Annotated in this window: 18 protein-coding genes; 5 read left to right on the top strand and 13 right to left on the bottom strand. The window is 72.0% G+C overall.

Annotation, left to right across the window (positions count from 1 at the left end; translation table 11 throughout):
* Positions 1-301: 301 nt before the first annotated feature.
* From pheA to ACZ7GZ_RS08970, 7 genes are all read right to left on the bottom strand, one after another.
* Positions 302-1,234, bottom strand: a complete 933-nt coding sequence (pheA, locus tag ACZ7GZ_RS09000) for a prephenate dehydratase (protein ID WP_471022263.1) — start codon at positions 1,232-1,234, stop codon at positions 302-304.
* Between the two features lie 82 nt (positions 1,235-1,316).
* A complete protein-coding gene (gene efeB, locus ACZ7GZ_RS08995) occupies positions 1,317-2,600 on the bottom strand; it encodes an iron uptake transporter deferrochelatase/peroxidase subunit (protein ID WP_471022261.1) in 1,284 nt (427 codons plus the stop codon).
* Positions 2,601-2,608: 8 nt separating this feature from the next.
* A complete protein-coding gene (locus ACZ7GZ_RS08990) occupies positions 2,609-4,534 on the bottom strand; it encodes a copper resistance CopC/CopD family protein (protein ID WP_471022260.1) in 1,926 nt (641 codons plus the stop codon).
* A gap of 16 nt (positions 4,535-4,550) precedes the next feature.
* Complete coding sequence (locus tag ACZ7GZ_RS08985; protein WP_471022259.1) at positions 4,551-5,024, bottom strand: copper chaperone PCu(A)C; 474 nt, start codon at positions 5,022-5,024, stop codon at positions 4,551-4,553.
* Entirely contained in the window at positions 5,021-5,674 is a 654-nt protein-coding gene (locus tag ACZ7GZ_RS08980; RefSeq protein ID WP_471022258.1) for an SCO family protein, read from the bottom strand. The genes ACZ7GZ_RS08985 and ACZ7GZ_RS08980 overlap by 4 nt, the downstream gene beginning before the upstream one ends.
* Positions 5,675-5,797: 123 nt before the next feature.
* Positions 5,798-6,568 carry a YcnI family copper-binding membrane protein gene (locus ACZ7GZ_RS08975; protein WP_471022257.1) on the bottom strand — a complete coding sequence of 257 codons (771 nt, stop codon included), beginning with the start codon at positions 6,566-6,568 and terminating at the stop codon, positions 5,798-5,800.
* A 143-nt stretch (positions 6,569-6,711) separates the two neighbouring features.
* Complete coding sequence (locus ACZ7GZ_RS08970) at positions 6,712-7,572, bottom strand: hypothetical protein (RefSeq protein WP_471022255.1); 861 nt, start codon at positions 7,570-7,572, stop codon at positions 6,712-6,714.
* A gap of 186 nt (positions 7,573-7,758) precedes the next feature.
* On the opposite strand from ACZ7GZ_RS08970, the gene ACZ7GZ_RS08965 reads away from it, so the two are divergent.
* Entirely contained in the window at positions 7,759-8,205 is a 447-nt protein-coding gene (locus tag ACZ7GZ_RS08965; protein WP_471022254.1) for an ATP-binding protein, read from the top strand.
* An 8-nt stretch (positions 8,206-8,213) separates the two neighbouring features.
* The gene (locus ACZ7GZ_RS08960) at positions 8,214-8,777 is read left to right on the top strand and encodes a GNAT family N-acetyltransferase (protein WP_471022252.1); all 564 of its coding nucleotides are present in this window, start codon (positions 8,214-8,216) and stop codon (positions 8,775-8,777) included.
* A 17-nt stretch (positions 8,778-8,794) separates the two neighbouring features.
* Here ACZ7GZ_RS08960 and pdxR read toward each other — a convergent pair whose 3' ends face one another.
* The 3 genes from pdxR to ACZ7GZ_RS08945 all read right to left on the bottom strand — a co-directional run bounded on the left by pdxR (position 8,795) and on the right by ACZ7GZ_RS08945 (position 13,344).
* Positions 8,795-10,165 carry a MocR-like pyridoxine biosynthesis transcription factor PdxR gene (gene pdxR / locus ACZ7GZ_RS08955; RefSeq protein ID WP_471022250.1) on the bottom strand — a complete coding sequence of 457 codons (1,371 nt, stop codon included), beginning with the start codon at positions 10,163-10,165 and terminating at the stop codon, positions 8,795-8,797.
* A gap of 146 nt (positions 10,166-10,311) precedes the next feature.
* Complete coding sequence (locus tag ACZ7GZ_RS08950; RefSeq protein ID WP_471022248.1) at positions 10,312-11,796, bottom strand: aminopeptidase P family protein; 1,485 nt, start codon at positions 11,794-11,796, stop codon at positions 10,312-10,314.
* A 147-nt stretch (positions 11,797-11,943) separates the two neighbouring features.
* Entirely contained in the window at positions 11,944-13,344 is a 1,401-nt protein-coding gene (locus ACZ7GZ_RS08945) for a PP2C family protein-serine/threonine phosphatase (RefSeq protein ID WP_471022246.1), read from the bottom strand.
* A gap of 612 nt (positions 13,345-13,956) precedes the next feature.
* On the opposite strand from ACZ7GZ_RS08945, the gene ACZ7GZ_RS08940 reads away from it, so the two are divergent.
* Positions 13,957-14,643, top strand: coding sequence for a bifunctional DNA primase/polymerase (locus ACZ7GZ_RS08940; protein WP_471022245.1), 687 nt, complete (start codon positions 13,957-13,959; stop codon positions 14,641-14,643).
* Between the two features lie 54 nt (positions 14,644-14,697).
* The gene (locus ACZ7GZ_RS08935; RefSeq protein WP_471022243.1) at positions 14,698-15,408 is read left to right on the top strand and encodes a hypothetical protein; all 711 of its coding nucleotides are present in this window, start codon (positions 14,698-14,700) and stop codon (positions 15,406-15,408) included.
* Between the two features lie 242 nt (positions 15,409-15,650).
* Here ACZ7GZ_RS08935 and ACZ7GZ_RS08930 read toward each other — a convergent pair whose 3' ends face one another.
* The 3 genes from ACZ7GZ_RS08930 to ACZ7GZ_RS08920 all read right to left on the bottom strand — a co-directional run bounded on the left by ACZ7GZ_RS08930 (position 15,651) and on the right by ACZ7GZ_RS08920 (position 18,397).
* Positions 15,651-16,616 (bottom strand): DUF5926 family protein, encoded by a 966-nt coding sequence (locus ACZ7GZ_RS08930; RefSeq protein ID WP_471022241.1) that lies wholly within the window; start codon positions 16,614-16,616, stop codon positions 15,651-15,653.
* Positions 16,617-16,759: 143 nt separating this feature from the next.
* Complete coding sequence (locus ACZ7GZ_RS08925) at positions 16,760-17,398, bottom strand: ATP-binding protein (RefSeq protein ID WP_471022240.1); 639 nt, start codon at positions 17,396-17,398, stop codon at positions 16,760-16,762.
* Positions 17,399-17,566: 168 nt separating this feature from the next.
* Positions 17,567-18,397, bottom strand: coding sequence for a glycerophosphodiester phosphodiesterase (locus ACZ7GZ_RS08920; protein WP_471022239.1), 831 nt, complete (start codon positions 18,395-18,397; stop codon positions 17,567-17,569).
* 223 nt (positions 18,398-18,620) lie between these two features.
* Between ACZ7GZ_RS08920 and ACZ7GZ_RS08915 the strand changes: the two genes are divergently transcribed.
* Positions 18,621-20,093 carry a S1C family serine protease gene (locus ACZ7GZ_RS08915; protein ID WP_471022238.1) on the top strand — a complete coding sequence of 491 codons (1,473 nt, stop codon included), beginning with the start codon at positions 18,621-18,623 and terminating at the stop codon, positions 20,091-20,093.
* Positions 20,094-20,342 lie beyond the last annotated feature (249 nt).

Below are 20,342 nucleotides of genomic sequence, written 5' to 3'. Positions count from 1 at the left end.
CCACAGGCTGTGTGGAAGGTCTGTGGACACCGGAATTGATCACTCCGGAAGTGAGGAACGGAGGGAAGAATTCCCGGGTCAAAACGCCTCGACACCTGCTATCGGGTGGAAAAAGGTCGCCCCGAAAGATGAACCAAAGGAAACGCGTGGACGAAGGGTGACCCACGCCCCGGTGGCCCGATCTGGGGGCTGCAGAGCGATTTGTCGACCTGGTCGCCCTTGTCTGTCGACTTGTCCCCAGGTCGAGATGGGCACCTGTGGATAACCCCTGTGGATAACGATGACCTGCAGATAGGACCGGCTAGAACCGGCCGTCCTGGCAGCGCGCCATCCAGTCCGCCGCCGCCACGAACTCCTCGTCCGAGGTTCCCGGCCGCGTCGCCGGAGCCTCGTCCGGCTTGATGTCCGCACGCGGATAGGAGCCGAGGAAGCGCACCTGGAGACAGATCCGCTTCAGCCCCATCAGCGCCTCCGCCATCCGCCGGTCGGAGATGTGGCCCTCGGCGTCTATGCAGAAGCAGTAGTTGCCGATGCCGGCGCCGGTCGGCCGGGACTGCAGCAGCATCAGGTTGATCCCGCGCGAGGCGAACTCACCGAGCAGGTCGCGCAGGGCACCGGGGTGGTCGTCGCGCTGCCACAGCACCACCGAGGTCTTGTCGGCGCCGGTCGGCGCGGCGGGCCGGGCCGGGCGGCCGACCAGCACGAACCGGGTCTGCGCGTTCTCCGCGTCGTGGATCCCGGTCTCCAGGGCCTGTAGGCCGTACCGGGCGGCGGCGAACTCGCCCGCGAACGCGGCGTCGTAACGGCCCTCCTGGACCAGGCGGGCGGCGTCCGCGTTGGAGGCGGCCGACTCCCAGGTCGCCTCCGGAAGGTGCCGTCGCAGCCAGTTGCGCACCTGCGGCTGGGCCGCCGGGTGGGCGGAGACCGTCTTGATGTCCTTGAGGTCCGTGCCCGGCCGGACCAGCAGCGCGAAGGTGATCGACAGCAGCACCTCGCGGTAGATCATCAGGGGTTCGCCCGCGACCAGCCCGTCCAGGGTGGTGGTGATGCCGCCCTCGACGGAGTTCTCGATCGGTACGAAGGCCGCCTCGGCCTCGCCGGCCCGCACCGCGTCCAGCGCGGACTGCACCGACACGTACGGGATCAGCTCCCGGGTGGCCGCTTCCGGGAGCGTCCGCAGGGCAACCTCGGTGAAGGTGCCCTCAGGGCCGAGATACGCATAGCTCGCTGGCATGTCCTCACCCTAATGGGCGCAGGGCGCAGCGGCTTGGGTGTCCCATGAACACCACACGACCGGGTGGTTTGAATCCGGATGTTCACCCTTCCAGCAGCCGCTGCCCCACATACTCGCCCTTCGCCGCCCCGCCCGGTACCGCGAACAGGCCGCTCGCCTCGTGCCGGATGAACTGCGACAGCGCGTCGCCCCGGTCGAGCTTGCGCTGCACCGGTACGAAGCCGCGCAGCGGGTCCGCCTGCCAGCAGATGAACAGCAGCCCGGCGTCCGCCGTGCCGTCCGTGTCGAAGCCGTCGTGGTAGGAGAAGGGGCGCCGCAGCATGGCCGCGCCGCCGTTCCTGTCGGGCCGCGTGATCCGGGCGTGCGCGTTCAGCGGGACGACGTACTCGCCCTTGGCGTCGGCCTTCTCCAGATCCATCGGGGTGGTCTCGTCGCCTCCGGACAGCGGTGCCCCATCGGATTTCCGGCGGCCGATGACCGCTTCCTGGGCCGGCACCGACAGCTTCTCCCAGTCGTCCAGGAGCATGCGGATGCGGCGTACGACGGCGTAGGAGCCGTTCGCCATCCAGGCGGGCTCGCCCGAGGCGGGCACGAAGATCCGCCGGTCGAAGTCGGCGTCGGCCGGCTTCGGGTTGCGGGTGCCGTCCAGCTGGCCCATGAGGTTGCGGGCCGTCATGGGGTGCGCGGTGGCGCCCGGGGTGCGGTTGAAACCGTTCATCTGCCAGCGCACCCGGGCCGCGCCGCCCGCGTCCTTCTGGATCGCACGCAGGGCGTGGAAGGCGACCAGGGCGTCGTTCGCACCGATCTGCACCCACAGGTCGCCGTCGCTGCGCGCCTTGTCGAGGTGGTCGGAGGAGAAGTCCGGCAGCGGGTCCAGCGCGGTCGGCCGCTGCTTTTCCAGACCGGTCCTGCCGAAGAAGGAGTGCCCGAAGCCGAAGGTGATCGTCAGCGAGGACGGCCCGGCGTCGCGCGCCACATCGGTGTCGTCGTGCGGCGCGGCCTCACCCGCCATCAGCCGCTCGGCCGTCGTCGACCAGCGGCGCAGCAGGGCCGCCGCCTCCTTGCGGCCCGCGCCCCCCACCAGGTCGAAGGCGACGACATGACCGCGAGCCTGCAGCCCTTCGGTGATACCGGGCTGATGTTTCCCGTGAAACATCGCCCGGTCGGAGCCGACCGAGGTCAGCGGAGTGGCCCGGTCGGGGGCGGCGGCGTAGCCCACGGCCCCGCCCGCCGCGCCGAGCACGAGACCGGTGGCGCCCGCGGTGCCGAGCAGGGCCCGCCGGGAGATGCCGTGGCCGCCGGTGGGCTCGGACGCCTCGGACACCTCGGCGCAGGTGCGGGCCTGAGGGATGGACTGGTCGGGCATGGTGTCGTTCAGCCGATCTGCGCGTTCTTGGAGACGGTCACCTGGTCGATGTCGGAGGTCCGCACGGTCACGGCGATCTTCCAGTCGCCGGCCATGGGGATCTGCACTCCGCTCGCCGACCAGTGGCCGGTCGTGATGTGGTCGGGGGCCACAGGGAGCGGGCCGATCTTCTTCGCGTCGAGGGTGAAGGCGACCTTCACCTCGGGGACGTCGAAGGCCCGGCCGTTGGGCCGCTGGACGTACACGTGCATCTCGTTGCCGCCCACCCGCGCGGGGTCGAGGTCGATGCTGACGACGCCCTTGCCGTCGCTGCCGCCGGTGTCGAAGGGCATGTCCAGGGTCAGCGCGCCGTTCGAGGGTGCCGTGGCCGAGGTGGAGGAGGACGTGGAGGCGGCCTTGGCGTCCAGCTCGGTACGGCCCGGCTCGGTCTGGGTCAGCCAGGTGGTGACGGCGAGCAGGACGACCGCGACGCCGGCCTCGGCGAGCACCGAGCGGCGCAGCCCGAAACGGTTCGGGTCGCCGTCCCGCAGCCGCTTCTGCCGGGCGGCGTCCATCGCGGCCCGTTGCCGGGCGAGCTGGGCGGCGCGCGGGGAGTTTTCGGTACCGTCGCTCTTTCCGGCCGTCTTCGACGCGGCGACGCGCTCCTTCTCGCGCTCCTTCCCCGGCTTCTTCCCGGCGGCGGCGACCGTGTCGGCGAGCCGGCCCGTCCACCGCCGCGACACCGACGCGATGCCGACCAGCAGCGCCACCAGCCCGATCTTGACCAGCAGCAGTTGTCCGTACCGGGTGTCGGTGAACGCCGGCCAGGAGCCCAGCTGGCGCCAGGACTGGTACGTGCCGGTCGCGACGAGCGCGATGACGGAGCCGAGGGCCACACGGGAGAAACGGCGCACCGCGGCGGCCTGGACCGGTGTCTCGGCGGGCGCCCGGTACAGGGCGACCAGCAGGGCGGTGAGCCCGCCCAGCCACGCGGCGACCGCGAGCAGGTGGACGACGTCGACGGGCATGGCGATGCCGGGCTGGAGGCCGACCGAGGCGTGCTCGGCCATGGCCCAGCTGGTCGCGAGCCCCACCGCGACGACCACACCGCCGACCGCGAGCCCGAACGTCAGATCGCGCTTCTCCTGGCCCTCCTCCCGCTTGGTGTACGCGCCGAAGAGGACGGCGATGAACAGCGCGGCGGCGGCGAGCAGCAGCAGCCGGGAGACCAGCGCCGCACCGGTCTTGGTCTGCAGCACCTGGCCGAGCAGGCCGAGGTCGAAGACGTCGGCGAACTTCCCGGAGGTGGTGTACGCGCCGCGCAGGAGCAGCAGCCACAGGGTGGCCGCGGTGAGCGTGAGCCAGCCGCCGACGACCAGCCGCTGCAGAGCCCGTACGCCCGCCCCCCGCTGCCAGCAGGCGAGCACGAAGGCCGCGCCGCCCGCGAGCACGATGAACCCGGCGTACGAGGCGTACCGCCCGAAGGCGTAGAGCCCGCCCACGACTCCACCGCCCGCGACCGGGCCGGTGCCGGAGACGACGGTCTGCGAGGGCGCCCCGATGGAGAAGGTGTAGGCGCCGGAGACGGGGTGGCTGTCGGCCGAGACGACCTGGTAGGTGACCGTGTAGGTGCCCTTCCCCAGGCCGCTCCTGAGCCGCACGGCGTACGTCGTCCCGCTCAGGTTGGCGGGTTTGCCGGTCTGGACCGGCTTGCCCTTGGGGTCGAGGACGCGCAGGGAGTCGTCGTTCATCGCCACCTTCTCGGAGAAGGTGAGCGCCACCTGGCTGGGTGCCTGTTTGACCACCACCCCCTGCGCGGGGTCGCTGCCGGTCAGCGCCGCGTGGGCGGAGGCCGGTCCGGCGCCCGCGAGCAGTGCGCCGGTGACGGCGAGGAGCAGCAGCACCAGGGTGCGCAGGCTGCCCCGGTGTCGCGTGGGGGTGATGGTCCGCGTCACGGTGGTCGGTCCCTCCTCAGTGGCCGGTCGACGGGTGGTACGTGGCGGACTCCACCGGCATCTCGACGGTGAGGGGCCCGGACTTGGCGAAGGTGAGCTTCACGGCGACCGTCTGGCCCTGCTCCGGCTTGCGCTTCAGCTTCTCGAACATCAGATGGTTGCCGCCGCTTTTGAACACGAGTTGACCATGGGCGGGTATGGCGAAGGAGGTCTTCTCCCGCATGGCGCCGCCCATGGTGCTGTGCATGGTGACCTGGCCGGCGGCGTCACTGCTCACCGCGGTCAGCTCGTCCTTCGCGCCGCCCTTGTTGGTGATCGTCAGAAAGCCCGCGGCCATGTCGGCGGAGACCGGCTGCGGCATGTACGGCCCGTTCACCGACAACTCGGCCTTCGCCGACCCGGGCCCGGAGCCGGACCCGGAGTCCGAGCAGCCCGCCAGGGCGAGGGCACCGGTGCAGACAGCCGCCGTCACAAGGGCGTGGCGCCTCACGGCTTCTCCCCCTTGACGATCTCGGGCAGACCCTTGGTGTAGTCGTCGACCGTGGCGTTCTCGCCGTAGTAGACATAACCGCCGTCCGTCTTCGGCGAGAAGGCGATGACCTGGGTGCCGTGGACGGAGACGAGCTTGCCGTTCTTGTCCTTCGTCGTCGGCTCCACGGTGATGCCGACCGAGCGGGCACCGGCCTGGATGGTGGGGAAGTCCCCGGTCAGGCCGATGAACTGCGGGTCGATGCCCTTGAGCCACTTGCCCAGCTCGGCCGGGGTGTCACGGCCGGGGTCGGTGGTGACGAACACGACCCTCAGGTCGTTCTGCTCGGCCTTGGGCAGCGCCTTCTTGGCGACGGCGATGTTGCTCATCGTCGTCGGGCAGATGTCGGGGCAGTGGGTGTAGCCGAAGTACAGCAGGGTCGGACGGCCCTGGGTCTCCTTGCGGAGGTCGTACTTCTTGCCGTGCGTGTCGGTGAGGACGAGGTCCGGCTTCTCGAAGGGCTTGTCGAGGACGATGGCGGCCTTGCCCGAGTCGGACTCCTCCGAGACCACTGCGACCGGTGAATTGCCGTCGTGCCCGCTGCCGCAGGCGGAGAGGGTCAGGGTGGCGGCGGCGAGCAGCGCGGCCGCGGCGAACGTCTTCTTGCGCATAGAAAAATGTCCCAGATGTGAGTACTCCGGCGCGCACCGGGGTCGTACGAGAGCCATGACGACGGCCATGACAGCGTCGCACGCGTCGTACGACCCCCGTGCGCGGTCCGGAAGCGGTGGGGCTCAGACGGTGCGGCGGCGGCCCGCGAGGACGCCGTAGGCCACGCCCGCGACGCCGACGGCGATGCCGACCACGCCGAGCACGCGTGCGGTGGTGTCGGAGCCGGAGCCGGAGCCGGAGCCGGTGGCGGCGGCCGCGTTCCCGTTCGTGTCGGAGGCGTCCTTGGCGCTCGCCGTGCCGTGGTGGTCGTCGGTCGTGGCGGACAGCTCCAGCACCGGCGCCGGGTTCTCCGGCTCGTCCTGGCCGGCCCGCGGCACCTCGATCCAGCGGACGACCTCCTTGTCGGAGTACGTCTGGACCGCCTTGAAGACGAGCTGGTCGGTGTTGTCGGGCAGGGCGCCCAGGGACAGCGGGAACTTCTGGAAGTAGCCGGGCTGGATGCCCTTGCCGTCGGCGGCCGTCCAGGTGACCTTGGTGACGGCCTCGTCGATCTTCTCGTGGTGCACGGTCAGCGGCTTGGCCAGCTTGGACTTGGTGACCTGCACGTTCCAGCCGGGGACGGGCTGGGCCATGACCGAGGCGATCGGGTGGTCGGCCGGGAGGCTGACCTCGACCTTGGTGGTGGAGGTCTTGTCGCGCTCGTTGGGGACCTTGAAGTCGACGACGGCGTAGCCGCCCTTGGCGGCGGGGGTCTCCGGCTGCACGGTGACGTGCGCGAAGGCGGGGGCGGACAGCGCCAGTACGGCCGTACCCGCGAGGGTGCCCGCGGCGGCGAGACGGGAGGCGGTACGGCGGGAGACGGCGCGACGGGACGCGATACGAGAAGCCTGCATGGCAGGAGCACTCCACTCTGAGAGTCCGGTGACGAAGAGAGGTACGCGGGTGCGGGGCCGTGCCACTCGGTGGGGGCACGGGTGCGCACGCGCGCGTGCCACGCGACGGCGGCAGCCTCTCCCGGGGAGTGGCGCGCGTCGCGTCAGGCGGCGAGGAGGAAACCGGCGGCGGGCGGACCGCGCCGGATCACCGTGTGCTGGAGTGCGGTGGTGTGCGGGCCGGGTGCCTCGTCCCGCGCGGTACGACGGCCGAGCGGACCCGGTGCGGAGGCGGGCAGCAGCCCGGCGCACAGGGCGTGCGCCAGCGCGAGCGCCGCCCGCAGGGACCGTACGAGCGCCCCCTCCGCGACTCCGTGCGCCGACAGCTCGATCAGCCGCAGCAGGGCCAGATCGCCGCGGCGCAGCAGCCAGCCGGCGGCGACGGCCGCGAGGACGTGGCCGAGCAGCATCGGCAGCGAGGGCAGCAGCCCCGCGGAGGAGCCGGTGGCGTCCTGGGCGTGGTACATGCCCCGCAGGACGGTCACGGGCCGGCCCGAGCGGTCGATGAGGTGGGCGGTGAACAGGACGTGGAAGGCGCGACCGGGGGTGAGGGAGGTGGGGTTCGACCCGCACAGGAAGCGCGCGGCCTGCTCCACGAGCGCGGTGTCGCTCAACGAGGAGCCGCGCCCACCCGGTGCCGCCATCGCCATGCCGCCCGAGGTCGTCCCGCCCGAGGCCATGGCGACTCCGTGCCCGCCCAGCCCGAACAGCGCGTGCAGCGCGGTCTGGGCGAGTGCGAGGAGCGCGGCGATGCCCGGCAGTGACCGGGCCCGCCCGGCGAGCGGCACCACGAGCAGCAGACAGCCGAGGAAGCCCGCACCCAGCGTCCACAGCGGCACACCCGCGCAGGAGGCGAGGGAGTGCCCGCACGCGGCCAGCGCGACACAGACCGCGGCGAACACCGCGGCCCGCAGCATCCGGAGCCCGGCTCCGGGGCGCGCCGTGCGCGGGTGGGGGGCAGTCATGGCGGCCTCATCATCGCACTGTGCTTATCGGCGTCCTACGGCAGGGCCGCGGGAACGTCCCTCATACACCGATTCCTCCCCCGGCGCATCGGCTGTATGGGCGGAGTCACGTCAACGGTGTGCTTACGGACAGCTATGGGCGGCAATACGTATCGGTATGTCGAGCCGCGGCCAGGAGGCTGGAGCATGAGCATCTGGTGGTCACTCCATCTGCGCCGCGAGGCCGCGAGCGTGCCGCTCGCCCGGCGTCTGCTGATCGGCACCATGGAGACGGCGGGCGTCGATCCCGAGATCTCCTACGACCTCTCCGTCGCCCTGAGCGAGGCCTGCGCCAACGCCGTCGAGCACGGCGGTGACGTCCCGAACGGCGGCTCCTCGGAGGCGTACCGGGTGACCGCGTACCTCGACGGTGAGAAGTGCCGCATCGAAGTGGCCGATTCCGGACCGGGCTTGTCCCGCGCCCACGAGATCCGGCCCGCCCGCCCGGACGCCGAGCACGGCCGCGGTCTGTGTCTCATCCGCGAACTCGCCGACCACGTCCACATCGGGCCCAAGCCCGGCCGCGGTGGCACGGTGGTCAGCTTCGACAAGATCCTCAAGTGGAAGAAGGATCCTTCACTGCTCACGGCATAGTGAAGGGCATGGAGATCGAGAGCGCCGGCATAGCGCCCGGTGTGACACTGCGACTTCTGACGCTCGCCGACGCGAACGCGCTGTGCACGGCCTACCTGGACAACCGCGAGCATCTGCGGCCGTGGGAGCCGCGCCGGCCGGAGTCCTTCTTCACCGGGGCGGGGCAGCGCGAGCGGATCGAGGGGCTGCTGCGGCTGTTCTCGGCGGGTGCGGCGGTCCCCCTGGTGTTCGAGGCGGCGGACGGCCGGATCGCCGGGACCATCACCCTGACCGGGATCGTCCGGGGCCCCTTCCGCAGTGCCTGCCTCGGCTACTGGGTGGCCGCGGACCGGCAGAGCCGCGGTCTGGCCACGGCCGCGGTGGAGCGGATCTGCCGGATCGCGCGGGACACGGTGGGGCTGCACCGGATCGAGGCCTCCACGCTGCTCGCGAACACCGGCTCGCAGCGGGTCCTGACGAAGTCCGGGTTCGAACCGATCGGCCTGGCCCCGAAGTACCTGCACATCGACGGTGAGTGGCGGGACTGCCGGCTCTTCCAGCGGATCCTGCACGACCGCGACCCGGACCTGTGAGGATGTGCCGGACGCGCTCAGCCCCTGTCCAGGACCTTCGCCAGGACCTCCAGCGCCTCCGGATACGCCCGTTCGCGGGGCGTCCCGTAGCCGACGACCAGGCCCTGCGGGCGGCCGGGTCCGCGGGTGTGCCAGTGGTCGCCGAGGGTGCCGAGGGCGAGGCCCTCCGCCTGCGCGCGGGCCAGCACCTCGGTCTCGTCGGGAACGTCGATCAGGGCGTGCAGGCCGGCCGCGATGCCGTGCACGCCGCGGCCCGCGCCCAGGCGGTCCAGCAGCTGGTCGCGGCGGCGCCGGTAGCGCAGCCGGCACGCGCGGACGTGCCGGTCGTAGGCATGGCTGTCGATCAGTTCGGCGAGGGCCAGCTGGCCGATGGTCTCGGTGTGGTGGTCGCTGTGCAGCTTGGCGTCGGCGACCGCGTCGACCAGGTGCGGCGGCAGGACCATCCAGCCGAGCCGAAGTGCCGGGCCGAGCGTCTTGGAGGCCGTGCCGAGGTACACCACCTGGCCGGGCGCCATGCCCTGCAACGCGCCCACCGGCTGGCGGTCGTAGCGGAACTCCCCGTCGTAGTCGTCCTCGACGATCAGCCCGCCACGCGCGCGTGCCCAGTCGCCGAGCGCCCGCCGCCGCTCGGGACGCAGGGTCACCCCGGTGGGGTACTGGTGCGCCGGGGTGACGACCACCGCCGCCGCCTCGCCCAGCTCCTCGGGACGCACCCCGCGCGCGTCGACCGTTACCGGCAGGACCGTTCCGCCGTTGCGCCGCACCACCTCCCGGTGGAACGGCAGCCCGGGGTCCTCCATGGCGACGGCGGCGCCGTCCAGCACGCGGGTGAGGAGCGCGAGGCCCTGGACGTACCCGGAGGTGACGACGATCCGCTCCGGCGGCGCGAGTACCCCGCGCGCCCGCCCCAGATAGCCGGAGAGCGCCGTGCGCAGCTCGATCCGGCCGCGCGGGTCGCCGTAGTCGTACGCCAGTGAGGGCGCCGTCGCTATGGCCCGGCGCAGTGCGCGCAGCCAGGCCGCCGCCGGGAACGCGCCGACGTCCGGGCTGCCGGGGCGCAGATCGAAACGCGGGGCACGCGGGCCTGTCGCCGTGCCGGGTTCCGCCGACTCGACGGCCGGCAGTTCGGCGACCCGGGTACCCGAACCCTGACGTGCCGTCAGATACCCCTCGGCGACGAGCTGGTCGTAGGCGGCCTTGGCGGTGCCGCGCGAGATGCCGAGGTCGGCGGCGAGCCGCCGGGTGGCGGGCAGCCGGGTCCCCGGCGCGAGCCGCCCGTCGCGTACGGCGTCCCTGAGCGCCCGTTCGAGCCCGGCCCGGCGCCCGTCCACCGAGTCCGGCTCCAGATGCAGATCGACGCCGAAGCCGGCCCAGAAGCCGTCGTCCACTTGTCCACCCCCGTGAGTGCAGCGCGCCCCGAAGGGGCGCGGGGCTGTGCCGATATGCGGCTTCGCCGCGTGAGCGCGACCAGCCACCGACTACCCGCAGACGAATGGCCGGGCACCACTCCGGTACCCGGCCATTCAAACGCAGATCAGCCCTTCAGCGAGGCCATCCAAGCCTCGACCTCGTCAGACCGCCGCGGCAGCGCGGCGCTCAGGTTCCGGTTGCCGTCCTCCGTCACCAGGATGTCGTCCTCGATCCGGACGCCGATCCCCCGGTACTCCTGCGGCACGGTCAGGTCGTCGGCCTGGAAGTACAGCCCCGGCTCGACGGTGAGCACCATGCCCGGCTCCAGGACACCGTCCACGTACGTCTCGGTCCGCGCGGCGGCGCAGTCGTGGACGTCCATGCCGAGCATGTGGCCGGTGCCGTGCAGGGTCCAGCGGCGCTGCAGGCCCAGCTCCAGGACGCGCTCGACCGGGCCCTCGACCAGGCCCCACTCGACGAGCCTCTCGGCGAGCACGCGCTGGGCGGCGTCGTGGAAGTCGCGGTACTTGGCGCCCGGCTTGACGGCCGCGATACCGGCCTCCTGGGCCTCGTACACGGCGTCGTAGATCTTCTTCTGGATCTCGCTGTACGTGCCGTTGACCGGCAGCGTGCGCGTGACGTCGGCGGTGTAGAGGGTGTGGGTCTCCACGCCGGCGTCGAGCAGGAGCAGGTCGCCGGAGCGGACCGGGCCGTCGTTGCGCACCCAGTGGAGGGTGCAGGCGTGCGGGCCGGCGGCGCAGATGGAGCCGTAGCCGACGTCGTTGCCCTCCACGCGCGCGCGGAGGAAGAACGTGCCCTCGATGTAGCGCTCGGAGGTGGCCTCGGCCTTGTCGAGGACCTTCACGACGTCCTCGAAGCCGCGCACCGTCGAGTCGACGGCCTTCTGCAGCTCGCCGATCTCGAACGCGTCCTTGACCAGCCGGGCCTCGGAGAGGAAGACGCGCAGCTCCTCGTCGCGCTCGGCGGTGACCTTGTCGGTCAGGGCGGCCTCGATGCCGGCGTCGTGGCCGCGCACCACGCGGACCGGGCCGGTGGCCTCGCGCAGCGTGTCCGCCAGCTCGCGCACGTCGGCGGCCGGGATGCCGTAGAGCGCCTCGGACTCGGTGAGGGAGTGGCGGCGGCCCACCCACAGCTCGCCCTGGCCGGAGAGCCAGAACTCGCCGTTCTCGCGGTCCGAGCGGGGCAGGAGGTAGATCGTTTCCTCGTGGCCGTCCGCGGTGGGCTCCAGGACCAGGACGCCGTCCTCGGTCTGGTTGCCGGTGAGGTAGGCGTACTCGACGGAGGCGCGGAAGGGGTACTCGGTGTCGTTCGAGCGGGTCTTCAGGTTGCCCGCCGGGATGACCAGGCGCTCGCCCGGGAAGCGGGCGGAGAGGGCGGCGCGGCGGCGCGCGGTCTCGGCGGCCTGCGGGACGGGCTGCAGGTCACGCTGCTCGGTGTCGGCCCAGCCGGACTTCATGTTCTCGGCCAGCTCGTCGGAGACGCCCGGGTACAGGCCGTTCTTCCGCTGCTTGACGGTCTCCTCGGACTCGGTCTCGGGGCCCTCTGCGGTAGCAGAATCGGGCACAGCCGGGTTGAGCTCGTCGGACACGTGATCCTCCTCGATACGCCTGGTGATCTCCCCCGGGGCCCGCGACGCTCCTGCTTGTGGCCGAGCGGGGACCTCCATCATCGTACGGTCGTACCGGGAGCGGGCCAGGGCCGGATGCCCTGTTATGCCCGGTCATTCCAGGTGGGCTCAGTCGAAGCGGGCCGCCAGCAGGACGACGTCCTCCTCGCTGTCGGCCGTGTCCAGGCCGTCCGGCAGGACGGTACGCAGGACGTGGTCGGCGACGGCGCCGGGGTCGTGGCGCACGGCGCGCGGGATGCTCGCGGCGGCCGAGTGCAGCCGGGCGAAGGCGCGGTCCATGGAGTCGCCGGTACGGTGCAGCAGCCCGTCGGTGTACAGCAGAACCGTCTCACCGGCCTCGGCCTGGACCTCCACGCTGGGCGCCTCCCAGCAGGCGAGCATGCCGAGCGGTGCGGAGACGGAGGTCTCGGCGAACTCGGTGCGCCGCTCGCCGATCAGCAGTGGCGGGCTGTGTCCGGCGCCGGCCAGGGTGATCTTGCGCAGGGCGGGCTCGCAGTAGGCGAACAGGGCGGTGGCCGAGCGGGCGGGCTCGGTCAGCCGCAGCAGCAGCTCCAGGTCCGACAGGACGGCGACCGGGTCCTCGCCCTCCATCACCGCGTAGGCGCGCAGCGAGGCGCGCAGCCGGCCCATGGCGGCGACGGCGCTCGGCCCCGAGCCGGTGACCGAGCCGACGGAGAGCCCGAGCGCGGCGTCCGGCAGCGGCAGCGCGTCGTACCAGTCGCCACCGCCGCGCGGGCCGGTGCGGCGGCGGGCGGCGAGCTGGACGCCGGGCACCCGGGGCAGCCGGGTGGGCAGGAGTTCCTCGGCGAGGGTCGCCACGCACGCGCGCGTGCGCTCCACTTCCAGCAGCCGGGCGAGGTGCTCGGTGGCGTGCCGGACGTAGAGGCCGGCGAGGTGGCGCCGGCGTTCGTGGGGTTCGGCCGGCTCGTCGTAGAACCAGACGGCGGCGCCGAAGCGGCCGGCGGATTCGGTGGCCAGGGGCAGGGCGTAGCTGGCGGCGTAGCCGAGGCGGGCGGCCACCTCGCGGTGGCGGGGGTCGAGGCCGTCCTCGGCGAGCAGGTCGGGGTGGACGATCTCGGCGGCGGTGCCGGTGTCGTACGGCAGTGCGCCGCGCGGGACGGTCTCGATGTGGCCGAGGTCGGCGCGGCCGAGGCCGAGGCCGAGGGTGGTGCGGGGGCCGAGTCCGTCACCGGGCTCCAGGGCGACGAGGCCGCGGCGGGCGCCGACGAGTGCGGCCCCGGCGCGCAGCAGCTCCTGGAGGGTGCCTTCCAGCGTGTCCGTGCGGGACAGGCGCTCGGTGAGTTCGTGGAGGGTGGTGAGGTCCGAGACCCAGCCGGCCAGCCGGTCCTGGAGGAGGGCGCCGGGGGCGGGGCCGTGCGGGGCGGGCACGGAAGGGGTCTCCGGGGAGGGGCCGGCGCCGGGGTCGGGGGGAGCGGGCGCGACAGTGTGTGCGGGCGTGGGAAGCGTGGGATCGATTCCAGCCACTTTCGCAGGGTGCGGGGCGGTCATGGCGTCCGGCCTTCAGACCGGTGCGTATTGCTGAAAAGCATCGCAAACCCCCATGTCATTCTGCGCCGCTAGCAGTGTCTCCACATGTACACGCACTCGTGAGGGGATGTCCAGCATTGTCCTGCGGGGATTCCTGGTGTCCATGGGGTTCGTGAGGGTTTCCTCCGAACCCCTTGCCTTACTGCCAAGTTGGCTTAAAACTGCCTCGGGGATCGGTTCATTGCGGTCGACTGGCCCTGCTCCACGGAGCGTCACAGCGGTCGTGATGGGTACGTACTCGGAGAAGGCCAGGGGTGGTTGGGGGCCACCCGGAACCTGGCGACGGACCCGGGCGTCTTAGCCACCGACGGCCGAGCCCCATCCTCCCTGGCGGAGGCGGAGAGAAACACGCGCGACGGCAAAACGCCATACTTCGCCACCCCCGCGCCGCACCCGTGCATTTGACGGACGCACCAGGAAACGCGGACGCGGCCCATGCTCGACCCCTTGGGGTTCCCCCTGCCGTGCGCGGGGGTGTGATGCGCCCACAGGTACGCACAGTGAAGTGATCGACACATGTTGTGATGTGGACCACGGTGTTGCCAGCGGTGCAACGGAAAGGAACGAGCGCTCATGCGCGAGATCCTCGGAAGGCGACGCAGGCTCCTGTCCAGGCGGAATGACGGGAAGCCCGGGCGGAACGACGGAAGGTCTGAGCTGATCGACGCGGCCCTGACCTTCGCGACCGAGTGGCAGTGGCCCGTACTCCCGGGCGTGGCCCCCGACCCGCAGGGGCGGGCCCGCTGCGCCTGCCCCGATCCCGAGTGCGCGGTGCCCGGTGCGCACCCCTTCGACCCCGGCCTGCTCACCGCCACGACCGACGCGCGCATGGTGCGCTGGTGGTGGACCAACCGGCCGAGCGCGCCGATCATCCTGGCCACCGGAGGCGGGGCGCCCTGCGCGGTCAGCCTGCCGGCACTCGCCGCCTCGCGTGCCCTCGCCCTGCTCGACCGGCGGGGCATGCGCCTGGGCCCGGTGATCGCCGCGCCGAACCGCTGGGCGCTGCTCGTCAAGCCGTACTCCATGGAGCAGCTGGGCGAGCTGCTCTACGCCAAGGACTTCGTCCCCGGCTCCCTGCGCTTCCACGGCGAGGGCGGCTATCTCGCCCTGCCCCCGTCCGAGACCGGCCAGGGCGGCGTCCGCTGGGAGCGCGCCCCGTTGCCGGGTTCGGCCGCGCCGTGGGTGCCCGATGTGGAGGCCGTGGTCGACGCCGTGGTCGACGCCCTCACTCGTACGGGTGTGATCGCACCCGAGTTGTAGGAGTCTCCGGCACGGTCGCGGCGGGCGAGCCCACCCGATCGTTATCTTCCGCACATGCTGCGAATTTCTGGGGGACATGGCCGTCGACACTCCGGGCGGCACGGCCGTAGATCGCCACAGCGGGGCGGACCGGAATCCCACAGGCTGCGGCTGGTCGCGCTCTTCGGTGGTGTGACGGCCGCGGTCGTGCTGCCGCTGGCGGTGGCGTCCGCGGTGCAGGTGGGCGAGGCGGCCCGGCACGCGGCGGCTGCAAAGCCGCACGGCGGGGAGAAGTCAGGGCGGGAGAAGGCCTCCGGGAGCGAGAACGGCGCCGGCTCCCGCGAGGACGACACCGGGTCCGCGGACGGCAAGATTCCGCCGTCCGACCCGGCACCCCGGCTGCTCGGGCTCGGCCTGGACACCGCCGCGCGGTGCGGCCCCCAGCTGACCTCTCCGGACGGCATCGAGGCGCAGACCTGTGTGCTGACCCAGGGCCAGGACACCTGGGCCCGCACCTACTACCGCAACGCCACCGGCAAGCCGCTGGACTCCGTGCTGAGCCTGATGGGTCCGGACGGCCGCACACTGCAGATGCGCTGTGTCACGAGTACGGACGACGAGCCCGCCACCTGCGAGACACCACGCCGGCACAGCGAGGGGGGACCGGACGCCTACACGGCGGTCACCGAGTTCGCCTCGCGCGGAGCCGACGGGGCCCTGCTGCTGCGCTCGGGCAGCGACTCGGCGGACGTCGACGGCAACTCCGTCATCCAGAAGGGGAGTTGACGGTCCGCGGCACGTTGTACGCCGTGCGCGGAGATGGAAAGACCCGGTTGCTGGCGACGGGGGATGCACCAGCAACCGGGCTACTGGAACGGTAACAAGAGATCGGCGGTTCGCAAATTCCGCCTCGGTCATTCAGCCACCGATTTCCCTGTCACAACGGGGAGTTGTGACAGGAGTCACCCGTTGCGCGGGCCGCGGCCACGCCTTACCGACCGTTCAGCCGCGGCCCCGCGCGCATGCCGTCAGCTGAGCGTGACCTGCCGGTTGGTCAGTCCGCCGCGCGCCCGGCGCTCGTCCGCCGTGAGCGGCTCGCCGGCGGTCAGGGCGGCGGCGAGCCGCTCGGCGAACTCGGCGGCCGGCTTCTCCACGTCCTCCGCCGTGACCCCGCTCGGCAGGTCCCAGACGGGCACCGTGAGGCCGTGAGCACGGAAGGAGCCCACGAGCCGGGTGCCCTCGCCCAGGCTGGAGCGGCCCGCCGCGTGCAGCCGCGCGAGAGCGTCCAGAAGCTGCTCCTCCGGGTGCGGCATGACCCAGCGCAGGTGGTTCTTCTCCGGGGTCTGGCACCAGTACGCGGCGTCCACGCCGGCGAGCTTCGCCGTCGGGATGGCGGCGGCGTTGGCCCGCTCCAGGGAGGCGGTCACCTCCGGCGTGGCGTTCTCCGCGTCCGGCACCCAGAACTCGAAGCCGCTGTGCACGACCGGCTCGAACGGCGCCTCGGGGTCGAGCAGGTCCTGCAGGCGCGGACCGCCGGCCGGGGCGCGGCGGCCCTGCACCGGAGTGCCGGGGTCGGCCTGGAACGCGCGCTGGAGGATGTCGGCGAGGTCGCGGCTGAGGTCGCCGGACGCCGTGTCGTTCTGCAGGCCGAGCAGCACCGAGCCGTCGTCGCGGCGCAGGGCGGGCCAGGCCATCGGCAGCACCGTGGCGAGCGTGATGGAGGGGACGCCCTCGGGCAGGCCGTCCTTGAGGGTCAGCTCGACCGTCGCGGCCGGCACCAGCTCGCGCAGCGCCACCCAGTCGCACTCACCGGGCAGCCCCTCGAACGGGCGCTGCACCAGCTCGGTCGCCGCGTGCGCCGCGGCCCGGCCGTGGCACGCCTTGTAGCGCCGGCCGCTGCCGCAGGGGCAGGGCTCACGGGCGCCGACCACCGGGACCTCTGCATCGCTGAGCTGCGGCCGCTCGGCCTTCGTCTGGGGTCGCTTCTTGGCCATCGTGGGTGTCTCCCGGTTACGGCTCTTCTCGTACGGGCGGGAGCCTAGCCGTTCGTGCCGTGACCGGCGGGGACCTGTGGACAACGCACGCCCGCCCGACGCCGGGGGAGTGAACCTGTGGACAACTTCCCCGTCCTGGAAGGTCAGTCCAGGTCCTCGAAGGCCCTGGCGAAGTCCAGGCCGGACATGTCCGGGAGGGTGGGGGCTGTGACGCGCGTAGCGAAACCGTCCGGGCGGCCCCCGGCATCCGGATCGTGCACGTCGTCGTGGACCACCACCCAGACCGTCACCTCGCCGTGGACGTCGTCCCGGACGCCCCAGTCGTCGGCGAGGGCCTCGACGATGTTCAGCCCGCGCCCGCCGTGCGCGGTCACCGACGGGGTGGCCGGCGCCGGCCGGGTCGGACCGCCGCCGTCCGTCACCTCGACGATGAGCCGGCCGCGCGCGTCGACCCGCCACGCGGCGCGCACGTCGCCGTCGCCCGACAGCGCGTCCCCCAGGGGCCGCCCGTGTTTGCAGGCATTGCTCAAAAGTTCGGAAAGGATCAGTACGGCGTCGTCGATGACCGATTCGGCCACGCCACCGCTGCGCAACTGCGCACGCATCCGGTGCCTCGCCTTCCCCACGCCCGCAGGGCCATGGGGTACGGCCATGCTCGACGACGTGGGCACCTCCTGTGCCACCACCAACGCCACCCCCGAGACCTCCTTTGCCCCACGCCACGGTGTGGATGCCCCATTGGCCTGTACCGGAAACCGGCCAATCCCCTTCCGGTGACGCATTCGCAACGGCCCCGTACGGAGCGAACGCGCCGGAGCACTCCCTGTGACGAAGGCCCTTTTTCTCTGGTGTCGTATGGCTGGATTTCAATGGTGTGGCCGAGAGGGAGAATCCAGCAGTCGCACAGCCGGGTCAAGGCATGTGCACAGCTCTTTACCGGCCTCTTGAGGTCACACCCGCCCCAACTGGCGCAGGACGGCGCCCGGCCGGTTGGTGATGACGGCGTCGACGCCCAGTTCCACGCAGAGATCGACGTCCTCGGGCTCGTTCACGGTCCACACGTGCACCTGGTGGCCGGCGCGTTTGAGCCGTTCCACATAGGCGGGGTGGTTGCGCACGATGCGGATCGAGGGCCCCGCGATCCGCACGCCCGCGGGCAGCCGCCCGTCGCGCAGCCGCGGGGTGAGGAACTGCACCAGGTAGACGGTCGGCAGCGTGGGCGCGGCGGCACGCACGCGCTGCAGCGAACGCGCGGAGAAGCTCATGATCCGGACCGGGGACTCGGCGGCGGAGGCCGGTGCGTCCAGGCCGAACCGCTTCAGCAGCGTCAGCAGCCGCTCCTCGACCTGGCCCGCCCAGCGCGTCGGGTGCTTGGTCTCGATGGCCAGCTCCACCCGCCGCCCGGAGTCCGCGACCAGCTCCAGCAGACGCTCCAGGGTGAGCACGGAAGTGTCCGCGGGGTCTTCCGGACGGGACACCCAGTCGGGCTCCTCGTCCCGCCCGCGCCAGGCCTCGCGCGTCTTCCGGGAACCGAAGTCGAGGGCGGCGAGATCGGCCAGTTCCAGTGCGGAGACGGCGCCGCGGCCGTTGGAGGTACGGTTCACTCGCCGGTCGTGAACGCAGACCAGATGGCCGTCGGCGGTCAGCCGTACGTCGCACTCGAGGGCGTCGGCGCCGTCCTCGATCGCCTTCTTGTAGGCGGCCAGGGTGTGCTCTGGCGCGTCTTCGGAGGCGCCTCGGTGGGCTACGACCTGCAGGGAGCGGTGTGGTGCGTGGGTCACCGCGTCATGGTGCCACCGTCGCGGGGTACGCGTGGCGGCGCGGACGCGTCCGTGCGGCGAACGACGTCATCCACTCTGTTCATTTATATAACTTTTGCCTGAATGGTCTTATATAAAGAGAACCCCCGGACCCACAGCCACCGCTTATCGTGCTCTGACGGCCCGTGGGAAAAGCTGACTGCATACAACGGGACACAACAGCCGTGGATCGAGGAGAAGAGCTGTGAGCACCGAGAACGAGGGCAACGAGGTACCCCCGGCCCCGTCGGCGCCTCCCGTGCCGGTGGCCTCTCCCGCCTCCCCGCAGGGCTCCGCGCCCGAGGGGAACGCGCCGACGGCTCCGCTTCCGCCGGTGCCCCAGGACCTTCCGGCCGCCGCCGAGGCACCGGCGGGCCCGGCCGGCCCCCCGCACGGCTCCGGCCCGGCCCCCGACGGCTCCTGGCCGCCTCCGCCGTCGGCCACCCCGCCGTACGGCGACGGGCTGGCCTACGGCGCGGGCGGTGCCGCCGGCTTCGGCGGCGCGGGTGGCGCCGGCGGCTGGGGAGCGTCGTACCAGCAGCCCGCCCCCAAGCCCCGCAGCGGGCGCGGCGGCCTCGTCGCCGCGGTCCTGGTGGCCGCGCTGGTCGCGGGCGGCATGGGCGGCGGCCTCGGCTACACCCTGGCCAAGAACAACGACAGCGGCGGCTCCACCACCGTCTCCGCCTCCGACAGCAGCGCCGCGCAGATCAAGCGCGCCCCCGGCACGATCGCCAACGTGGCCGCCCGGGCGCTGCCCAGCACGGTCACCATCGAGGCGGAGAGCACCAGCGGCGAGGGTGGCACCGGCACCGGCTTCGTCTTCGACAAGCAGGGACACATCGTCACCAACAACCACGTGGTGGCGGACGCGGTGGACGGCGGCAAGCTCACGGCCACGTTCCCCGACGGCAGGAAGTACGACGCCGAGATCGTCGGCCACGCGCAGGGCTACGACGTCGCCGTCATCAAGCTCAAGAACGCCCCGTCGGACCTCAAGCCGCTCGCCCTCGGCGACTCCGACAAGGTGGCCGTGGGCGACGAGACGATCGCCATCGGCGCGCCCTTCGGCCTGTCCAACACGGTGACGACCGGCATCATCAGCGCCAAGAACCGCCCGGTGGCCTCCAGCGACGGCAGCTCCACCAGCAAGGCGTCGTACATGAGCGCCCTGCAGACCGACGCGTCGATCAACCCGGGCAACTCCGGCGGCCCGCTGCTGGACGCCTCGGGCGCGGTCATCGGCATCAACTCCGCGATCCAGTCGAGCAGCAGCGGCAGCTTCGGCTCCGGCCAGTCCGGCTCGATCGGCCTGGGCTTCGCCATCCCGATCAACCAGGCCAAGTACGTCGCCCAGCAGCTGATCAAGACCGGCAAGCCGGTGTACGCCAAGATCGGCGCTTCCGTCTCGCTGGCGGACTCCACCGGCGGCGCGAAGATCACCGACCAGGGGGCGTCCGGTGCCGCCCCGGTCGAGTCGGGCGGCCCGGCCGACAAGGCGGGCCTCAAGCCCGGCGATGTGATCACCAAGCTGGACGACATGGTGATCGACAGCGGCCCGACCCTGATCGGCGAGATCTGGACCCACAAGCCGGGTGACAAGGTGACGATCACCTACAAGCGGGACGGCCAGGAGCACACGGCGCAGCTGACGCTGGGGTCGCGGATGGGCGACAGCTGACCCTTGCGGGGTAGCCAGGTCGAGGGATGACAGCTTGATCAGGTTCGGGCCAGACCTCAGTCGGCGGGCTGGAAGGGCGTGTCGGCGTTGTCGCCGTCGTCCAGGCCCCACGCCTGGATTCTCCCCTGGTCACTGGAGCCCACCTTCTGCGGGACTCTAATGGGCCTTGTCGGGCCGTGGGGAAGACTACGGTCCGTAGCCGCCAGCAGGTGAGCACTCCAGGTCTCCGAATCATTGCGAGTTCTGAGG

Source organism: Streptomyces sp. NPDC037288 (genome assembly GCF_055603265.1).
Note: the sequence above shows the minus strand (reverse complement) of the source record. Positions and strands in the feature narration are given on the sequence as shown.

Bases quoted from the DNA above. Each gene is read 5' to 3' on its own strand.
- efeB (WP_471022261.1), bottom strand. From the start codon at position 2,600: ATGCCCGACCAGTCCATCCCTCAGGCCCGCACCTGCGCCGAGGTGTCC.
- ACZ7GZ_RS08970 (WP_471022255.1), bottom strand. From the start codon at position 7,572: ATGACTGCCCCCCACCCGCGCACGGCGCGCCCCGGAGCCGGGCTCCGG.
- ACZ7GZ_RS08945 (WP_471022246.1), bottom strand. From the start codon at position 13,344: ATGACCGCCCCGCACCCTGCGAAAGTGGCTGGAATCGATCCCACGCTT.
- ACZ7GZ_RS08975 (WP_471022257.1), bottom strand. From the start codon at position 6,568: ATGCAGGCTTCTCGTATCGCGTCCCGTCGCGCCGTCTCCCGCCGTACC.
- ACZ7GZ_RS08965 (WP_471022254.1), top strand. From the start codon at position 7,759: ATGAGCATCTGGTGGTCACTCCATCTGCGCCGCGAGGCCGCGAGCGTG.
- pheA (WP_471022263.1), bottom strand. From the start codon at position 1,234: ATGCCAGCGAGCTATGCGTATCTCGGCCCTGAGGGCACCTTCACCGAG.
- ACZ7GZ_RS08935 (WP_471022243.1), top strand. From the start codon at position 14,698: ATGCTGCGAATTTCTGGGGGACATGGCCGTCGACACTCCGGGCGGCAC.
- ACZ7GZ_RS08960 (WP_471022252.1), top strand. From the start codon at position 8,214: ATGGAGATCGAGAGCGCCGGCATAGCGCCCGGTGTGACACTGCGACTT.
- ACZ7GZ_RS08930 (WP_471022241.1), bottom strand. From the start codon at position 16,616: ATGGCCAAGAAGCGACCCCAGACGAAGGCCGAGCGGCCGCAGCTCAGC.
- ACZ7GZ_RS08940 (WP_471022245.1), top strand. From the start codon at position 13,957: ATGCGCGAGATCCTCGGAAGGCGACGCAGGCTCCTGTCCAGGCGGAAT.
- ACZ7GZ_RS08925 (WP_471022240.1), bottom strand. From the start codon at position 17,398: ATGCGTCACCGGAAGGGGATTGGCCGGTTTCCGGTACAGGCCAATGGG.
- ACZ7GZ_RS08980 (WP_471022258.1), bottom strand. From the start codon at position 5,674: ATGCGCAAGAAGACGTTCGCCGCGGCCGCGCTGCTCGCCGCCGCCACC.